Consider the following 19,390-nt stretch of genomic DNA (forward strand, 5'->3'; position numbering starts at 1 on the left):
ACTCTAGAATAGCGCCGGTTAATCATCGGTTAATCAACGCCACACATTGTGTGCCTCACTTGCATCGAACTAAGGCTTGACCATGCGGCATCTGTTTATCTTTCTGCTGGTGTTGTTCGCGGGGTTCGCCCAGGCCGCGCCGGGCAATCCGTTTGAGACAAAACCCGACTTTCTCCCGGTGGCCAAGGCCTTCACCTTTACCTCCGAGCGCCTGGAAAGCGGTGAGACCCAACTGTATTGGCAGATTGCCGACGGTTACTACCTGTACCAGCAGCGCATGAAGTTCGACGGCCTGGCCGAGAAGCCGGTGCTGCCGCAAGGTGAAGCCCATAGCGATGAGTTCTTCGGCGAACAGCAAGTGTATCGCCAGGGCCTGGAAGTGAAAATTCCCGCCGGTGTCACCGGCAAGGTCAAGCTGGGCTGGCAAGGCTGTGCCGATGCGGGCCTGTGCTACCCGCCGCAGTCGATGACAGTGGACCTGGGTGGGCCGGCCACGCCAGCGGTGAGTAGCGGTACGGCCGACGACCAGAAAATCGCCAGTTTCCTCAGTGAACGGAACCTGTTCTGGAGCTTGCTGGCAATTTTCGCGCTCGGCCTCGGCCTGGCGTTCATGCCCTGTTCATTGCCCATGTTGCCGATCCTCGCCGGCCTGGTGGTAGGCAGTGGTGCCAGCCCGCGACGCGGCTTTGCCCTCGCCGGCAGCTACGTGGTGTGCATGGCCCTGGTGTATGCCGCACTGGGCGTGGTGGCGGCCCTGCTGGGCGCCAACTTGCAGGCGTGGCTGCAGCAACCCTGGGTGCTCGGTTCCATCGCGACGCTGTTTGTGTTGCTGGCGCTGCCCATGTTCGGCTTCTTCGAGCTGCAACTGCCGGCCTTCCTGCGTGATCGCCTGGACAACCTCAGCCGCCAGCAAAGCGGCGGCAGCATGGTCGGGGCCGGCATCCTCGGCGCCCTCTCCGCCCTGGTGGTGGGTCCCTGCATGACGGCGCCCCTGGCGGGCCTGCTGCTGTATATCGGCCAGACCGGCGACGTGGTGTTCGGTGGCCTCGCGCTGTTCACCCTCGGCATCGGCATTGGTGTACCGCTGCTGTTGCTCGTCACCCTGGGCAACGGTGTGCTGCCCAAGTCCGGCAGCTGGATGAACCTGGTCAAGGGCATCTTCGGCTTCCTGTTCCTCGGCAGCGCCGTGCTGATGATCCGCCCGGTGATCGATGCCAGCCTGTGGCTCGGCCTGTGGGGCGCACTGGCGCTGGTCATGGCCTACTGCGGCTGGACCCTGGCCCGCGAATACGGCCTGGCCGCCAAGGTGTTCGGCGCCGGCTCCCTGGTCCTGGGCCTGTGGGGCACAGTGCTGGTGGTGGGCGCCGCCGGTGGCAGCGATGACCTGTGGCAACCGCTGAAGGTCTATGGCGGCTCGCCGGTGGCGGCTGCACCCAGCGCCCACGACGCGTTCATGACCATCAGCGATCCCGCCGTGCTGCAAAGCCAACTCGACAGCGCCAAGGCCCAGGGCCAGTGGGTGCTGGTGGACTACTACGCCGACTGGTGCGTGTCCTGCAAAATCATGGAAAAACAGGTATTCGGCAAACCCGAAGTAATGGCCGCGCTGAAAGACGTGCGCCTGCTGCGCCTGGACGTCACCGCCGACAACGCCGCCAGCCGCGAACTGCTCGGCCGCTACAAAGTGCCCGGCCCGCCGAGCTTCGTGTGGATCGGCCCGGACGGTGAAGAACGCCGCGCCCAACGCATCACCGGCGAAGTGGATGCCGCCGCCTTCCTGCAACGCTGGACGCAAACCCGAGACGCCCTCTGATGTTGACCCTGACCATCGGCACCTTCGCCATCGCCCTGAATCACCTCCTGCTGATCAGCGCGCTGATTCTCGCCACCCTGGTGGGGTGGCGCGTGGCCAAGCGTGGCGGTGAGAACCCGGAATCGGTGCTGTTCAGCCTGTTCCTGCTGGGCATGCTGGTGGCGCGGCTCAGTTTTGTGCTGATGTACTGGAACGACTACAGCCACGACCCGCTGCTGATGGTGGATCTGCGTGACGGTGGATTCCTCGCCTGGCCCGGCATTATCGCCCTGGTCCTCGGCGCGCTGGCGTACGGCTGGCGCCGTCCGGCCCTGCGCACGCCGCTGGGCGCCGGTGTGATCAGCGGCCTGGTGTTCTGGGGGCTGACCAGTTTGTCCCTGAGCCTGTACGACAAGGGCGCACAACTGCCGGACATCACCCTGCGCAACGCCAGCGGCGAAACGGTGCAACTGGCCGATTACAAGGGCGGCCCGCTGGTGATCAACCTGTGGGCCACCTGGTGCCCGCCGTGCCGCCGGGAAATGCCGGTGCTGGAACGCGCGCAGCGCCAACGCCCCGACGTGACCTTCCTGTTCGTCAACCAGGCCGAAAGCATGCAAAGCGTCAGCACCTACCTCGCCACCCAGGGCCTGACCCTCGACAACGTGCTCTTCGACGCCAGCGGCCGCCTCGGCCAGGCCGTGGGCTCGATGGCCTTGCCGACTACGCTGTTCTACAGCGCCGACGGACGCCTGCTCAACAGCCACCTCGGTGAACTGTCCCAAGCCAGCCTGGCCCGTGCCATGGAACCCTTCGACACCGCCCCACAAAGGAAACCCACATGCCAAGCCTCCGCCACCTGCTGACCCTGCTGCCGCTGACACTCGCGGCCACCCTGGCCCAGGCCGAAGACTGGCCGGCGCCGATCAAACAGATCGAAGCCAAGGGCGCCAAGATCCTCGGCAAGTTCGACGCCCCCAGCGGCCTCACCGGCTACGCCGCGCAATACCAGAACCGCGGCATGGCCCTGTACCTGACCGCCGACGGCAAAAACGTGCTCGCCGGCAACCTGTACGACGCCCAAGGCAACGACCTGAGCAGCGCGCCCCTGGAAAAACTGGTGTACGCGCCCATGGCCAAGGAAGTCTGGGCCAAGATGGAAAAAAGCAGCTGGATCCAGGACGGCGACGTCAACGCACCGCGCATCGTCTACCTGTTCAGCGACCCCAACTGCCCGTACTGCAACATGTTCTGGGAACAGGCGCGGCCATGGGTCAAGGCCGGCAAGGTGCAGTTGCGCCACATTATGGTCGGCATCATCCGCGAAGACAGCGCGGCCAAATCCGCCGCGTTGTTTGCCGCCAAAGACCCGCAAAAGGCCCTGGAAGAACACGAAGCCGCCGGCAAGGGCAGCAAGTTGCAGGCGCTGGCAAAGATCCCGGCGAATATCGAGGCCAAGCTGGATGGGAATATGAAGTTGATGGATGAGCTGGAGTTGTCGGCAACACCGGCGATTTTCTATCTGGATGACAAGGGTGGGTTGCAGCAACAGCAAGGGGCGCCGTCGCCGGAGAAGTTGGGGAAAATACTCGGGCCCAAATGAAAAGAGGCCTCTCGTACGCGAGAGGCCTTTCTTCTATCCATCTGCCGAGTTGTTTGTTGGCACTGGCTGAACACATTGAAGCCGATCGACGCTGTTTCGCCGTGCCAGCGAACCACCCACGTTATGCGCGATAACAGGTCTTGATCTTATCAACGAACGCCCAGTCTTGAACTTCAAGCACCATCGACGCAATGCTGCCTCCAGCGAGTGCAGCACACCGAACCCAGAAACCACCCGGCGTTTTACCGGGATCCGCCACCACTTTAATGACCTCGCCAAGCGCGTCATAAAACGTAAACGTGGCCGGGCGCTGCAAAGAAGTACAGCTTAGCTCCACAGACTCCAAAGCATGTGCGAATGTAAAACGGTGGATCTGCGCTGGAAGCTGGTGATCCGTTTTATCGCACACGGTGTAATGATTACCCGACGCAAACGCATTGTTGTGGTATCGCGCGATACCCGCCGTACCTGAACCTGAGAGGAAGTCGATGGTCACCAGGGGAGTCTCAAGGGTACCGCCAGCGGGATAAACATGCGGCGGTTGATCTTCAAACTCTTCCAGCTTACAGACGAGCACCGTGTTGATAAGCAAGTTCAGCAGCGGAAAAACTATGCCATTGCTCTCATGTTTACGGTCATCAGTCGCAGCAATGCAGATGACGTCCAGCGACGAACCATGTTTTAACTGTTCAAGGTCCGCGCGACGAATTGGCACTGCCAGGCCGCTCGCAGCTTCTTCTTGCGTGAGTGCCCTGCCCGGCAACACATAGAACGTATAGGCGCTTCCGTCTTTTTTTGTACCCATGCATTTCAGCCAAACCCACTGCCCTGCCAGCGCAAACCACCAATGCAGAACGAAGACTGATGCGTCATCCACAAATGTCGCCAGATCCAGAATGCCTCCTTTAACCGCCGGCGGTGTAGCTTGAGGCACTACTGGCGTGGGCAATCGCACGGGTGGACTGATCTGCAACTCAAGATCCGCAGAAATCTGCTGCCTGCACCGGCTGGAAACGCTGAAGCGAATTGGCACCGTCTTGCCAATACCGTGAATAACCGCCTCACGCGGCACATCAAAATCGACATAGCCCAGTGTGATGTTCCCCGGTTTTGACGCGAGCGCCAGGCACACACCCGCCTGTTCCCAGCACGGCGTGATGGTGTGATGGCGGCTCATGCCGTCATATTCCACCCGCACCGTCACACCCTCACGGCCATTCCAGACCGTCAGGTGATCGCCGACCGCCTCAAGCACCTTGGGCGCCGGCAGCACCAGGTCTTCCTGGATCATTTGCAAGGCCAGTGGCCGAAACGCTATAGCGCCAGCCAAATCCGCCAGGCCTTGGAAGTTCGTCGCAAAATAAATCTCAAAGACCAGGCAATCGGCCAGTTTTTTCAGCTCATCACGACTCAGCACTGCGCTGACGCCGTCTGTTATCCACTCGGGCTTGACCAATTCGGCAATCAGTACGTCCCAGCGAAACACGCTGCCGTCCTCACGCGTTGCGACAATCCACATCCAGCACCTTTGTCCCCGCGCGATGTAATCCCAGGTGGCCACTCTGGCCGTCGCATCACCGGGAAAGGTGTTGAGGCACAACTTGCCGTCGGTTTTTTCGTCAACGTCGATCCCGCTCAAGCCGGTAGGTTCAAGGACTTGAACCGTCAACTTCGGCGAAGGCCACCAGCGCTCGCGCAGGACTGTAAAAGAGATAAGCACCGGGCGGTCGAAGTTGGCACTGATCGCTGACGCAGGCACTGGGAACACCAGTTTGCTCTCGCCGTCCTGCACGTCTTGGCAGGCCAGCACCGGCGAACCCAGGCCCGGTGTTCCTTCGAATTTCACGCACACGTGATCACCGCGCGTCATACCGTCATACACCACCTCGACATGACCGCCGTCGACGGTGAGTGCCGGGTTGAGCACCCAGTCTTTGCCTTCGATATAGACCGCTTCGCGCAGCTTGGGCGGCGACAGTATGAGTTCCGGTTCCCCCAGCCGCAGGTTCGCCGTAACGCGCGGGATTTCATGGGCATTGGCCGGGATATGGGAAATGCTGGGATCTTCCGGCGCGGTACCATGCGTACCATCGAATATGACGCCAGAATGCAGCGTCACCGACGACCAATCTTCGTTTGCAGCCAACCACTCGCGCAGAATCTCCAACAGGAAACAGTAGCCTTGCTGTGCCTCTTCGGAGGTCACCACATGGTCTTCAAGAACCCAATGAAAACGCCGAGGCGTCAGGTGCTCGTTGCCAACGGCCTCGACCCACAACCGCTGCCCGGCGGCAATGAACGGCCAACCGCACAATTGCACGTGGGCATTGCCAGGAAACTTGGCCATGTCCAGCCACCAGGAACCCTGGAAGAACACCAGGTCCAGGAATGTAGGCGCCGGCATGTCGTCGGGATCGATCACTTCGACCGTCAACTCCAACTTCAGCGACTGATCATTGCCACTTTCATACCAAATAGTCACCGTATGGCCGATGCACAAACCAATCACCCAGGCCGGCACCGGCACCTGGACACCGGCGCTGCCAGTGCCTTGCGCGGGCGCGGTGAATACCGGATTGGCCTCCTGGCCCTTGATCGCCCAGGACACCTGGATGTGCGCACCTGCGGCGATGGCGGCAGTGATGATCACATCCGTACCCGCCGTGGAACTCATCGGCGGCAACGTGCTGTTGGCCGTCGCGTTTCGGACCTGCGGCAGCGGGAGTTGAGCACGCACCACGGGAACCTTGACCGGCGCCGCGCCCTTGGACACAGGCGGCAAGGCAGGTGCTGAAGCAGCCCCAGCGGGCTTTTTGGGTGTTTTCGGTTTAGCCATGATGATGCTCCCTTTCAAGAATAGATAACCCGCTGGCCCGCACTTGTGGGCCGATAAACAGGGTTATCTAATCCTTCTGGGGTGTGGCTGCCTACTGTCAGAATTGACAGTTCCGATGCATACCCGGGCGATACCTGACCAACGGAAATGGCGGCGCCTGGACTGACGCCATCGCGGGCAAGCCCGCTCCCACATTGGAGTGCGATCAACCTGTGGGAGCGGGCTTGCCCGCGATGAGGCCAGACCAAGCCATGAAGATTAAAAGCCCTCCAACTCCGCCATCAAATCACTCAACCGATCCACCTTCTCCGCACTGATCTCATTCACCGCCAACCCCTCGATATACCCAGCCAACTCCGCCACCGTGCTGCATTCGAACATCGCCCTTAGCGGCACATCGCGCTGCAAGGTCTTCTGCACCCGCGAGGCAATCTGCGTGGCCAGCAACGAGTGCCCGCCCAGTTCAAAGAAGTTGTCCTGTACGCCCACCCTTTCCACTTTCAGCACCTCGGCCCAGATCGCGGCCAGGGTGACTTCCAGTTCATTGCGCGGCGCCAGGTAGTCCTGGCTTTGGAGCTGTCCGATCTCGAGCGAAGGCAACGCCTTGCGGTCGAGTTTGCCGTTGGCGTTCAGCGGCAGCCGGTCGAGCCACAGCCAGTGCAGCGGCACCATGTATTCCGGCAGTTCGGCGCGCAGGCGTTGCTTGATGCGGTCCAGGCGTTCGCTCGGGTTCAGCGCTTCATCCGCCGCCACCAGGTAGCCGACCAAGTGCTTGCCGTTGACGCCTTCCTGCACACCAACGGCCGCATCGCGCACTTCGGATTGCTCATGCAGACGTGCTTCGATTTCCCCCAGTTCGATGCGGTAGCCACGAATCTTCACCTGATGGTCGATCCGCCCGACATACTCCAACACCCCATCACTGCGTCGACGTGCAAGGTCGCCGGTGCGATAGAGACGCTCGCCCGCTGCGCCAAACGGGTTCGGCACAAACACCGGCGCAGTGCGCAGCGGGTCGCTGACATAACCACGGCCGACGCCCGTACCGGCCACGCACAACTCACCGACCGCGCCTTGCGGCACCAGCTCCAGTGCGCCGTCCAGCAGGTACAAGCGGTTGTTGTCGGTCGGCGTACCAATCGGCAGGTAAGTGCCACGGGTCGATGCGGCATCGACGCGGAAGAACGCCACGTCATCGGAGCATTCCGCCGGGCCATAGGCGTTCACCAGGCCAATCCCGGGATAACGCTGCAACCACTGGTGCGCCAGCTCCGGCGGCATCGCTTCGCCCGTCGGCAGCATCCAGCGCAGGCCATCGAGGCCGATGCGGTCCTGGGCCAGCATGCCCTGGATCAGTGACGGTACGCTCTCCAGCACCGTGATGCCTTGCGCCTGGACATGCTCAAGCAACCCTTGCGGATCATGGGCCAGCGCGTTCGGCACGATATCCACCCGCGCACCAAACAGCGGCGCGGCGAGGAACTGCCACACGGAAATATCAAAGCTCTGCGAGGCGGTCTGCGCGATCACATCCGCGTCGCTCAGGTCCAGGTACGGCACCTTGCTCAGCTGATTGTTGAGCATGCCGCGCTGTTCGACCATCACGCCTTTGGGCAAGCCGGTGGAACCCGAGGTGTAGATCACGTAGGCGAGGTTGTCCGGGCCGCTGTAGACCTCGGGATTCGCCCCACGGGCCGGCACTTCTTCCCACACCAGCAACTGGCAGTCGAAGCCTTCGAGCAACTCGATGGCCTGCTCGCGGCACGCTTCGGTACACACCAGCAACGGTGTGCGGCTCAGGTCGATGATGCTGCGCAAACGCTGGCTCGGCAGCCCAGGGTCCAGCGGCAGATAACCGGCACCGGCCTTGAAGCTGCCGATGATCATGCCCAGCAGGTCGAGGTTGCGCTCGCCCAGCAACGCCACCGGCTGATCCAGACCCACGCCCGCTTCGATCAACGCATGGCCCAGGCCGTTACTGCGCCGGTTCAGTTCGTCATAAGTCCACTGCTGGTCCAGGCAACTCGCGGCGATACGTTGCGGATGCGCGGCGACCTGAGTTTCAAACAACTCGACATAGCTGCGCTGCAACGGATAGTCGTGCGCGCTCTGATTGCAGCCTTCCACCAGGAACTCGCGCTCCTGCGCGCCAATCAACGGTAGCTCAGCCATGTCGCCATGGAAGCCCTGCACCAGTGCCAGCAGCAGGCGCTTGAACTCGCCAAGCATGCCTTGCACGGTGCTTTCGTCGAAATAACGTTGGTCATAGGACAGGTGCAAACCCAGGTCATCGCCCGGATAACACACCGCCGTCAACGGGAAGTTGGTGTGGGTCCGCCCGGAATCCGAAGTGGCATTCAGGCTTTGCGCACGGTCCAGCACCGAGACTTCCACCGGCGCATTTTCGAACACGAACAGGCTGTCGAACAGCGGCTGGCCCTTGGGCAGTTCGCTGTGCTCCTGGATCGTCACCAGCGGCAGGTACTCGTACTCGCGCAGCTGCATATTGCTGTCGAGCAGGCCGCTCAGCCATTGGCGCACGCTGCACGCTTGATCGTCCTCGGGCAGTTTCACCCGCAGCGCGATGCTGTTGATGAACAGGCCGACGGTGCGTTGCATCTCGGGCATTTCCACCGGGCGACCGGCCACGGTGACGCCGAACAGCACGTCGCGATCACCGCTCAAACGCCGCAGTACCAAGGCCCACGCCGCTTGGGCGAAGGTGTTGACGGTCAGCTGGTGAGCCTGGGCCAGTTCACGCAGTTGCGCACCGTCGCGGGCATCGAGGCGGGTGTAGCAGTCGCCCACCACCATGCCGCCGTGGCCCGCGTGGTCGCGCATGAAGGGTCGGTCGCTGGGGATCGGCGTGGTGCGCTCAAAGCCTTGCAGGTTCTGCTGCCACCACTGGCGCGCCTCGTCCAGGTCCTGGCGTTGCAGCCAGGCAATGTAGTCGCGGTAGCGCGGCGGCGTGGCCAGTTGCGCGTCGCGGCCTTCGCCGAGGGCCATGTAAATGTCGAAGAAGTCATTCATCAGCAGCGAACGGCACCACGCATCGATCAGGATGTGGTGGTTGCTCATCATGAACCAGTAGCGCTCGGCACCGACGCGAATCAAACGCAGGTGGAACGGCGCCTGGTTGAGCAGATCGAAACCGGCTTCGCGCTCTTGCTTGAGCAAGGCTTGCAGGCGCGGTTCCTGCTCGGCTTCGGGATCATTGCTCCAGTCCAGGTACTCGATCGGCGTGCTGCCCGGCTTGTGGATCACTTGCAGCATGTCGGCGCCGACGTTCCAGCAGAACGACGCACGCAAGGCTTCGTGACGGGCGATCACCGCCTGCCAGGCCTGGGCGAAACGCTCGGGGTCCAGCGCGCTGTTGATACGGTAGCGGTCCTGCATGTAGTAGAGGCCGGTGCCCGGTTCCAGCAGGGTGTGCAGCAGCAGGCCTTCCTGCATCGGGGTCAGCGGGTACACGTCTTCGATGGCGCTGGCCGGCACCGGCAACGCATCCAGCTGCGCTTGGCTCAGGTGCGCCAGTGGGAAGTCCGACGGCGTGAGGCCACCGGCATCGTCCCGCAGGCAATGGGCGATCAGGCTGTGCAGTTCGGCGAGGTAGGCGTCGGCCAACGCGCGAATGGTCTGCTGATCGTGGCGTTCGCGGCTGAAGGTCCAGCGCAGCACCAGTTCGCCGCCGTACACCTGGCTGTCGACGCTCAAGGCGTTGGGCAGCGGCGCGTCGGGGTCATGGGCGAGGCCGGCGGATTCGTCCAGCGGGTGGAACAGCGCCGCGCTGCCGAAGCTCTGGTCGAACTGGCCGAGGTAGTTGAAGGTGATCTCGGCGCTCGGCAGCGCGGCCAGGGTGTGCTGGATCACGTCGTCGGCGAGATAGCGCAATACGCCATACCCCAGGCCTTTGTGCGGCACGCCGCGCAGTTGCTCCTTGATCGCCTTGATCGAAGCGCCCTGCTCCAGCTGCGGCGTCAGGCGCAGCGGGTAAGCGCTGGTGAACCAGCCGACGCTGCGGGTCAGGTCGATGTCATCGAACAGGGTTTCGCGGCCATGGCCTTCCAGCTGGATCAGCGCCGAAGGCTGCCCGCTCCAGCGGCACAGCACGCGGGCCAGTGCGGTCAACAGCAAGTCGTTGACCTGAGTGCGATAGGCACTCGGCGCCTGTTGCAGCAACTGGCGCGTGTGCTCGGCATCCAGGCGCACGCTGACGGTGTCGGCATCGCGATTGCGCAGGCTGCCGTGGGGACGGTCCGCCGGCAACGCGAGCGTCGGCCCGGCCAACTGCGCCTGCCACACGCCGAGTTCTTCACGCAGGGATTCGCTGCCGGCATACGCCTGCAAACGCGCGGCCCAGTCACGTAATGCGCTGGTCTTGGCCGGCAGGCTGACGGACTGGCCGTCGCTCAGTTGGCGATAGACGTTTTGCAGATCTTCGAGCAACACGCGCCACGACACGCCATCCACCACCAGGTGATGGATCGCGATCAACAAGCGTTGCTGGCCCTCGGGACCGTCCACCAGCAAGGCGCGCAGCAGAGGGCCGTGTTGCAGGTCGAGGCTGCGCTGGGTATCGGTGAACAGCGCGGCGCAATCTTGCATGTCGCGCACTTGCGCCTGCATCAGCACGCCGCCTTGAGGCACGGCCAAGTGCTCGGCGTGCCACTGCGCATCGCGCTGGGTGAAGCTCAGACGCAGGGCGTCGTGGTGTTCCAGCACCGCCAGCAGCGCTTGCTCCAGGCGGTGCGGGTCGAGCAGTTGCAGCGGCTTGAGCAGCAGCGCCTGGTTCCAGTGCTGACGCTGGGCAATCTCGGTGTCGAAGAACCAATGCTGGATCGGCGTCAGGCCCGAGCTGCCGCTCAACACGCCCTGCTCCGCCGTGACCTGCTCGGAGCGCGTGGCCACGGCGGCCAGGCTTTGCACGGTCTGGTGCTGGAACAGGTCGCGCGGGCTGAAATGAATCCCGGCCTGGCGCGCACGGCTGACCACCTGGATCGACAGGATCGAGTCGCCGCCCAGTTCAAAGAAGTTATCGTCGAGGCCGACTTGCTGCACGTTCAACACCGCGCACCAGATCGCCGCCAAGGTGCTTTCCAGCTCATTGCGCGGCGCCACGTAGTGTTGGCGATTGGCTTCGGGGTCCGGCTGCGGCAAGGCGCGGCGGTCGAGTTTGCCGTTGGCGGTCAGCGGCATGCTGTCCAGCACGATCAGGTGCGCGGGCACCATGTAGTCCGGCAGTTGGGCTTTCAGATGGGCCTTGAGCGCATCGCGCAAGGTGGCGTGCTCGGCATCGCTGACCAGATACGCCACCAGCTGTTTGCCGCTTGGCGCATCCAGCGCCAACACCACCGCTTCACGCACGGCGTCATGTTCCAGGAGGCGGGTTTCGATCTCGCCCAGTTCAATGCGGAAACCACGGATCTTCACCTGATGGTCAATCCGCCCCAAGTACTCCACCAAACCATCGGCGCGTTGGCGCACCAGGTCACCGGTGCGATACAGGCGCCCGCCATTTCCGGCAAACGGGTCGGCGACAAACCGCTCCGCCGTCATCCCCGGACGCTGGTGATACCCCTGCGCCAGACCGGCGCCGCCGACGTACAACTCGCCGGTCGCGCCTTGCGGCACCAAGGCCAGGTCGGCGTCAAGAATGTACGCCACGCGGTCGCCAATAATGCTGCCGATCGGCACGCTGCCTGCGCCTTCTTCCAGTTGCTCGGGCGCAAGGCTGGCCAGCGGCATCACCACGGTTTCGGTCGGGCCATAGGCGTTGAAGAACACTTCGGGCTGGAACGCCGCGCGGATACGCTGCAAGTGTTCACCGGTCAGCGCCTCGCCGCCGGTGATGCACATGCGCACCGGCAGGGTCTGCTGCTGGGTCGCCAGCCACTGCGCCAATTGGCTGCCGTAGCTCGGCGTGAAGCCGAGGATATTGATGCGATGGCTGCGGATCAGCGCGCAGATCTCTTCCGCGTCCCACTGCCCCTGGGCACGCAAGACCACCTGCGCGCCGCTGAGCAGCGGCACCAGCAGACGCTCGGTGGCGGCGTCGAAGTTGATCGAATAGAAGTGCAGCTCGCAATCGTCCGCGCGCATGCCGAAACGTTCGATCACAGCCTGGCAATGCATGGCGATTTCACCGTGGGCCACCACCACGCCTTTCGGCTTGCCGGTGGAGCCCGAGGTGTAGATCAGGTACGCCTGATGCTGCGGCAGATTGATAAACGGCAACTCATCCGCCGGGTAATTGGCGAGCACCGGCAGGTCATCTTCCAGGCACCAGCACGCCACGGTCGCCGGCAACTCGCCGAGGGCTTCGAACATCAAAGCATCACTGAGCAGCAGGCCGATGTCGCTGTCTTCGATCATGTAGTGCAGGCGGTCGAGCGGGTATTCCGGGTCCAGCGGCACATAGGCGCCGCCGGCCTTGAGGATCGCCAGCAAGCCGATGACCATCTCCAGGGAGCGCGGCAGCGCCAGGCCGACGCGCACCTGCGGGCCGACGCCGCGCACGCGCAGCATCCAGGCCAGGCGGTTGGCGCGCTCGTTCAGTTCGCGATAGCTGAGGGTCACGCCGGCAAAGGTCAGCGCCGGGGCATCGCCACGGGCCAGCGCCTGTTGGCTGAACAACTGATGGATGCAGTGGTCGAGGCGGTGCTCGCCCCTCTCGACGCCCAGGCTGTCCTGCAACGCGCGTTGCTCGGCGGCGCTGAGCAATGGCAGTTCGCTGAGACGTTGTTGCGGATCGGCGATCAACGCTTCCAGCAAGTTGCGCCAATGCTCGGCCATGCGCGCAATGCGCGGCTCGTCGAACAAGTCGGTGCTGTAGGTCAGGCAGCAACCCAGGCGATGGTCAAGGTCGGTGACCTCCAGGTTGAGGTCGAACTTGGTCGCGCGAGCATCGTTGGCCAGGTACTCGACGGTCATGCCGGCGAGTTCGCGGCTTTGCTGGAATTCCCAGCGCTGCACGTTGCACATCACCTGGAACAGCGGGTTGTACGCCGCGCTGCGCGGCGGTTGCAGGGCTTCGACCAAGTGGTCGAACGGCAGGTCCTGGTGGGACTGGCCTTCGATCACGGTGTGGCGTACTTGCTCGAACAATTCGCCGACATTCATCTGCCCGTTGAGCTGGCAGCGCAGCACTTGCGTGTTGAGGAACGCGCCGATCAGCCCTTCGCTTTCCGGGCGAATGCGGTTGGCCACCGGCGCGCCGATGCGCAGGTCGGTCTGGCCGCTGTAGCGGTAGAGCAACACGGCCAGGGTGGCGGTCATGGTCATGAACAGGGTCAGGCCGCGTTCGGCGTTGAAGGCACGTACGCGGGCGGCCAGGTCGTCGCTCAAGTCGAAGCGGTACAACTCGCCCCGGTGGCTTTGCACCGGCGGGCGTGGACGGTCGCCGGGCAGCTCCAGCAACGGATGTTCGTGGCCCAGTTGCGCGGTCCAGTAGTCCAGTTGGCGCTGGCGTTCGCCGGATTCCAGCCACTGGCGCTGCCACACGCTGTAGTCGAGGTATTGCACCGCCAGCGGCGCCAGTGGCGAGGCACGCTCGTCGATGAAGGCTTCGTAGAGCGCGCTGAGTTCACGGGCAAAGATGTCCATGGCCCAGCCTTCGGTGACGATGTGGTGCAGGGTCAGCACCAGGTAGTGCTCGCGTTCGCTGGCCTTGACCACGCAGGCGCGCAGCAACGGGCCGGTTTCCAGGTTGAACGGGGTGTGGGCCTCATGGTCGGCCAGCTGTTGCAGGCGTTGTTGGCGCGTGGCTTCGTCCAGCGCCGAGAAGTCCTGCCAGTCCATGCGCAGGCCGGTTTGCGCCGCGACCTTTTGATAGGCCACGCCATCGACACTGGGGAAGGTGGTGCGCAGGGTTTCGTGACGCATGACCAAGGCCTGCAACGCCGCTTCGAAGCGCCCCACGTCCAGCACACCGCGCAGGCGCGCCATGCCGCCGACGTTGTACGCCGGGCTGTCCGGCTCCATCTGCCAGAGGAACCACATGCGCTGCTGGGAATAGGACAGCGGCACCGGTTGGCTGCGGTCGACCCTGGCGATGGCGGTCTGTTGGTTGCGCTGGCCCGAGGCCTGGATCAGCCCGACCTGTTCGGCAAACGCGCCCAGCTCGCTGGCTTCGAACAAGGTGCGCAGTGGCAGCTCGACGTCGCAGGCCTGGCGGGTGCGCGAGATGATTTGCGTGGCCAGCAGCGAGTGCCCGCCGAGGGCGAAGAAGTCATCGCGCAGGCCGATACGGGGCAGGCCGAGGACTTCGCGCCAGATCGCGGCGATCTGCTGTTGCAGCGCGGTTTCGGGTTCGATGTGTTCACGGGTTTGCCACACGGGCTCCGGCAAGGCACGGCGGTCGAGTTTGCCGCTGGGGCTCAGGGGCATCGCGTCCAGACGCATCAGCAGCGCGGGCACCATGTACTCCGGCAGCTCGGCGGCCAGGGCGGTTTTCACCTCCTCTTCGTTCAAATCGCTGTGGGCGGTGTAGTAGCCGATCAACTGCGCATCCCGCACCAGCACCACGGCTTGGGCGATGCCATCGAGGGCCAGCAGGCGCGCTTCGATTTCTTCCGGCTCCACGCGAAAGCCGCGCAGCTTGACCTGTTGATCGAGGCGGCCGAGGTATTCGAGCACGCCGTCGGCGCTCCAGCGCACACGGTCGCCGGTGCGATACAGGCGTGCGCCCGCCTCACCCAGCGGGTCCGCGATAAAACGTTCGGCGGTCAAGCCGGCGCGGCCGAGATAACCCCGCGCCAGGCCGATGCCACCGATGCACAGTTCACCCGGCACGCCGAGGGGCAGCAGGTTGAGGTGGTCATCCAGTACGCGGCAGATCACATTGCCCAGCGGCCGGCCAATCGGCGAACGCTCGCCGTCTTCAGCGTGGCAATGCCAGTGGGTGACGTTGATCGCGGTTTCCGTCGGCCCGTAGCGGTTGTGCAACTGCACCGCCGGCAACTGCGCCAACACACGGTTGCGCAACTCGGCGGGCAAGGCTTCGCCACCGGAGAACAGGCGACGCAGGCTGGTGCATTCGGCCGCCAGCGGTTCGTCGATAAACAGCTGCAACAGCGGCGGCACGAAGTGCAGCGTGGTCACGCCGTGCTGCTGCACCAACTGCGCGATACGGTGCGGGTCGCGATGCTCGCCGGGGCCGGCCAGCACCAGGCGGCAGCCGGTGATCAGCGGCCAGAAGCATTCCCACACCGACACGTCGAAACTGATCGGCGCCTTTTGCATCAGCACGTCGGTTTCGTTGAGTTGATAAGTGGCCTGCATCCACTGCAGGCGTTCAGCCAGGGCCGCATGCGTATTGCCCACGCCTTTGGGCTGGCCGGTGGAGCCGGAGGTGTAGATCACGTAGGCGAGGTTGTCACCGTGCAGGTGCAGGCCCGGTGGCTGGGTGGGCCAGCTGTCGAGGTGCAGGCTGTCCATGGCGATCACACACACGCCTTCAGCGGCGGGCAATTGCTCCAGCAGCGAGGTCTGGGTCAGCAGCAGTTCGACGCCGCTGTCGGTGAGCATGTAGGCCAGGCGTTCGGCGGGGTAATCCGGGTCCAGCGGCACATAGGCGCCGCCGGCCTTGATGATGGCGAGCAGGCCGATCAGCAGTTGCGGCGAGCGCTCGGCGGCGATGGCCACGCACACGTCCGGGCCGACACCTTTGTCGCGCAGGTAGTGGGCCAGGCGATTGGCCTGGGTGTGCAGTTGGGCGAAGCTCAGGCTGCCGTCCTGCCAGACCAGCGCGGTGTTGTCCGAGGTTTGAGCGTTGAGCAAATCAGGCAGCCATTGCTGGGCTGGCGTGCACGGTGATGCGGCCCACGGCTGCGATGCGTTGTGCATCAGTTGCAGGTCGCCGATAGCCTGCTGCGGTTGCTCGCACACGGCTTGCAGCAGATTGACGAAGTGTTCGGCCAGACGCTCGATGGTCGTGGTATCAAACAGTTCGTCGGCGTAGTCGAACGACAAACTCAGGCGCCCGTTGCGGTCTTCTTCGCTGTGCAATTGCAGGTCGAACTTGGCTTCGCGGCTGTGCCACGCCAGCTCGTCGGCGAGCATCCCCGGCAGGCGGCGCAAGGCGCTGAGGTCGCGTTGCTGGTGGTTGAACATGACCTGGAACAGGCCTTGTTCGCGGGCCTGGGGGAAGGCTTCCAGCAGTTGTTCGAAGGGCAGGTCCTGATGGGCCTGGGCGCCCAATGTGCGCTCCCGGGTGGCCGCCAGTAATTGGTTGAACGGCAGCCGTCCATCCAGCTCGGCACGCAAGACCTGGGTGTTGATGAAGAAGCCGATCAGGCCCTGGGTTTCCTGGCGCGGGCGGTTGGCGTTGGGCACGCCGATGCGGATATCGCGCTGGCCGCTGTAGCGGTAGAGCAAGGTCTGGAACGCTGCGAGCAACAGCATGAACGGCGTGGCTTCGTTGGCCTGGGCGGTCTGGCGGATCGCGGCGCCGAGGCGCGCGTCCAGCCGCACGCTGTGGCGCGAGGCGCTGTGAATCTGCTGCGACGTGCGCGGGTGGTCGGTCGCCAGACTGAGCGTTGGGTGCTCTTCACCCAACTGGTTTTTCCAGTACGCCAGTTGGCGCTGGCCTTCACCTTCGGCCAGCCATTGGCGCTGCCAGCTGCCGTAGTCGGCGTAGTGCAGCGTCAGTGGCGGCAGCTCCAATGCCTGGCCTTGGGATGCGGCGGCGTAAAGGCGCGAGAACTCGTCGATAAGAATGTTCAGCGACCAGCCATCCGCAATGATGTGGTGCAAGGTCACCAGCAACTGGTGATCTTCATCGTCGAGGCGTAGCAGGGTCACCCACAGCAGCGGGCCTTTCTCCAGGTCGAACTGGGTGCGTGCTTCGTCCTCGCGGATCTGTTGCGCACGGGCTTCGCGCTCGGCGCTGGGCAGGTCGCTGAGGTCGATGATTTGCAGGTCGAAATCGGTACTTGGGTCGATACGTTGGAAGGCCTGGCCGTCGCGTTCGTAGAAGCGCGTGCGCAGCGCTTCGTGGCGCTGGATAAGCTGCTGGAAGCTCAGACGCACCGCGTCTTCATCCAGCTCGCCGCGCAGGCGCAGGGCGCCGGGGATGGTGTAGGCGCTGCTGTGCGGGTCCAACTGCCAGGTGATCCACAAGCGGTTTTGCGCCAGGGATTGCGGCAGGTCGTCCTGGCGTGACAGCGCATGGATAGAGCCTTGGGCGACGCCACCGTCGTGCTGCAATTGCGCGACGCTGGCGGCAAAGGTGGCGAGTGTCGGCGCTTCGAACAGCAGGCGCAGGTTCAACTCCAGGCCGAGGGTTTCACGCAGGCGGGCAACCACCTGAGTGGCGGTGATAGAGTTGCCGCCGAGCAGGAAGAAGTGATCGTCGGCGGCGACCGTTGCAAGGTTCAGCTGTTCGCACCAGATCGCGGCGATCTGGCTTTGCAGCGCGGATTCCAGCGCCGCTTCACTGGCGCACGCTTGCAGATCCGGGAATTGCGCGTAGCTGTCGAGGCTGCCATCGGCATGGCGCAGGCCGCACGCCGCGCGCTGCACCTTGCCGCTGGAGGTCTTGGGCAGCGCGCCGGGGTTGAGCAACACCACCACGCAAGGCGCTTCTTGATAAGCCTCGGCGACGGCTTGGCGGATCGCCTTGATCAGCGCTTCGGGCGTGAGGATTTTCTGCACGCTGCGGCTGATTTCCGCCGCGATGCCGATGCCTTCCAGGCCGCCGTCATTCACCGCGAACGCAGCGACCCGGCCTTTGCGCACCACCTCCACTTCGCGCTCGATGGTTTGTTCGATGTCCTGGGGATACAGGTTGTGGCCGCGCACGATCAGCAGGTCTTTCAGGCGCCCGGTGATGTACACCTCGCCAAAGCGGATAAAGCCCAGGTCGCCAGTGCGCAGCCAGGTGCGGCCGGCGTGTTGCACGAAGGTTTTGGCCGTGGCCTCGGGGTTGCGCCAGTAGCCGTGGGCGATGCTGGGGCCGCTGGCCCAGAGTTCACCGACGCAGCTGTCCGGCAGCTCTGTGAGGGTGTGCGGATCGGCAATCAGCACCGCGTGCTCCGGCTGGCTGGTGCCGCAACTCATGATCGCGCTGCCCTGCCCCGGCTCGGCGCGGTTGGCCGCCAGTGCTTGCTCATCCACGCGCAGCGCGGGGATGCCGTGGCCACGTTTGCCGCCGGCGACAAACAAGGTCGCCTCGGCCAGCCCGTAGGAGGCGAAGAAGTTGTCCGCGGTAAAACCACACACGGCGAACTTCTCGGCGAAGCGCTCCAGGGTGTCGAGGCGGATCGGTTCGGAGCCGGAATAGGCCACGCGCCACTGGCTCAAGTCCAGGCGTTCGAGGGCCGATTCGCTGACCCGCTCGCTGCACAGGCGGTAGGCGAAATCCGGGCCGCCGCTGATGGTGCCGCCGTACTCGCTGATCGCTTCCAGCCAGCGCAGCGGCCGGCCAAGGAAGTACGCCGGCGACATCAGCACGCACGGCACGCCGCTGAAAATCGGTTGCAGCAGGCCGCCGATCAGGCCCATGTCGTGATACAGCGGCAGCCAGCTGACGATCACGTCGTCGGGGTTGAGGTCGATGCCAAAGCCGCGGCGGATCAGCACTTCGTTGGCCACCAGGTTGCCGTGGCTGACTTGCACGCCCTTGGGCAAGGCGGTGGAACCGGAGGTGTATTGCAGGAAGGCGATGTCGTCGGGTTGCAGGTCGGGGGCGATCCAGTCGCCCGCATTTTCGAGGCTGTCGACGCTTAATACCGGTGGTGCGTTTTCGATCTGCGACAAGCCTTCGGCGAGGCTGGCGATGGTCAGCAACAGGCGCGGCTCGGCATCGCTGATGATCGACAGCAGGCGCTCCTGATGATGGCGACGGGTGGACTCCGGCGGATAGGCCGGCACCGCGATCACCCCGGCGTACAGGCAACCAAAAAACGCCGCGACATAGTCCGGGCCGCTGGGGAACAGCAGCACCGCGCGGTCGCCCAACGCGGCGTTGGCCTGCAAGGCAGCGGCGATGGTGCGGGCGCGTTGGTCGAGGTCACGGTAACTGAGCACGACGCTGTGCTCGGCGGATTCGGCGAGGAAGCGCAGGGCCACCTGGTCCGGGGTCTGCGCGGCGCGACGTTGAAGGGACTGGACCAGGGTGCGGGGAAGTTCGAAGGCGTCCATCATGGGGTTCCTGCCTGAA

Annotated in this window: 5 protein-coding genes; 3 read left to right on the forward strand and 2 right to left on the reverse strand. The window is 64.0% G+C overall.

The window, feature by feature from the left end; genetic code table 11:
- Positions 1 to 82: 82 nt before the first annotated feature.
- The 3 genes from dsbD to dsbG are packed head-to-tail and all read left to right on the forward strand — an operon-like array spanning position 83 to position 3,395.
- The gene (gene dsbD / locus PSH87_RS19545) at positions 83 to 1,813 is read left to right on the forward strand and encodes a protein-disulfide reductase DsbD (protein ID WP_305430759.1); all 1,731 of its coding nucleotides are present in this window, start codon (positions 83 to 85) and stop codon (positions 1,811 to 1,813) included.
- Positions 1,813 to 2,658 carry a TlpA disulfide reductase family protein gene (locus PSH87_RS19550; protein ID WP_305430760.1) on the forward strand — a complete coding sequence of 282 codons (846 nt, stop codon included), beginning with the start codon at positions 1,813 to 1,815 and terminating at the stop codon, positions 2,656 to 2,658. Before dsbD ends, PSH87_RS19550 begins: the two co-directional genes overlap by 1 nt.
- Positions 2,634 to 3,395 (forward strand): thiol:disulfide interchange protein DsbG, encoded by a 762-nt coding sequence (gene dsbG / locus PSH87_RS19555; protein WP_305430761.1) that lies wholly within the window; start codon positions 2,634 to 2,636, stop codon positions 3,393 to 3,395. Before PSH87_RS19550 ends, dsbG begins: the two co-directional genes overlap by 25 nt.
- Positions 3,396 to 3,516: 121 nt before the next feature.
- On the opposite strand, the gene PSH87_RS19560 is transcribed toward dsbG, so the two are convergent.
- On the reverse strand, positions 3,517 to 6,231 hold the full coding sequence (locus PSH87_RS19560) for a hypothetical protein (protein WP_305430762.1): 2,715 nt from the start codon (positions 6,229 to 6,231) through the stop codon (positions 3,517 to 3,519).
- A 258-nt stretch (positions 6,232 to 6,489) separates the two neighbouring features.
- Entirely contained in the window at positions 6,490 to 19,374 is a 12,885-nt protein-coding gene (locus PSH87_RS19565) for a non-ribosomal peptide synthetase (protein ID WP_305430763.1), read from the reverse strand.
- Between the last annotated feature and the right edge of the window lie 16 nt (positions 19,375 to 19,390).

The sequence above is a fragment of the Pseudomonas sp. FP453 genome (assembly GCF_030687495.1).
GTDB lineage: Bacteria > Pseudomonadota > Gammaproteobacteria > Pseudomonadales > Pseudomonadaceae > Aquipseudomonas.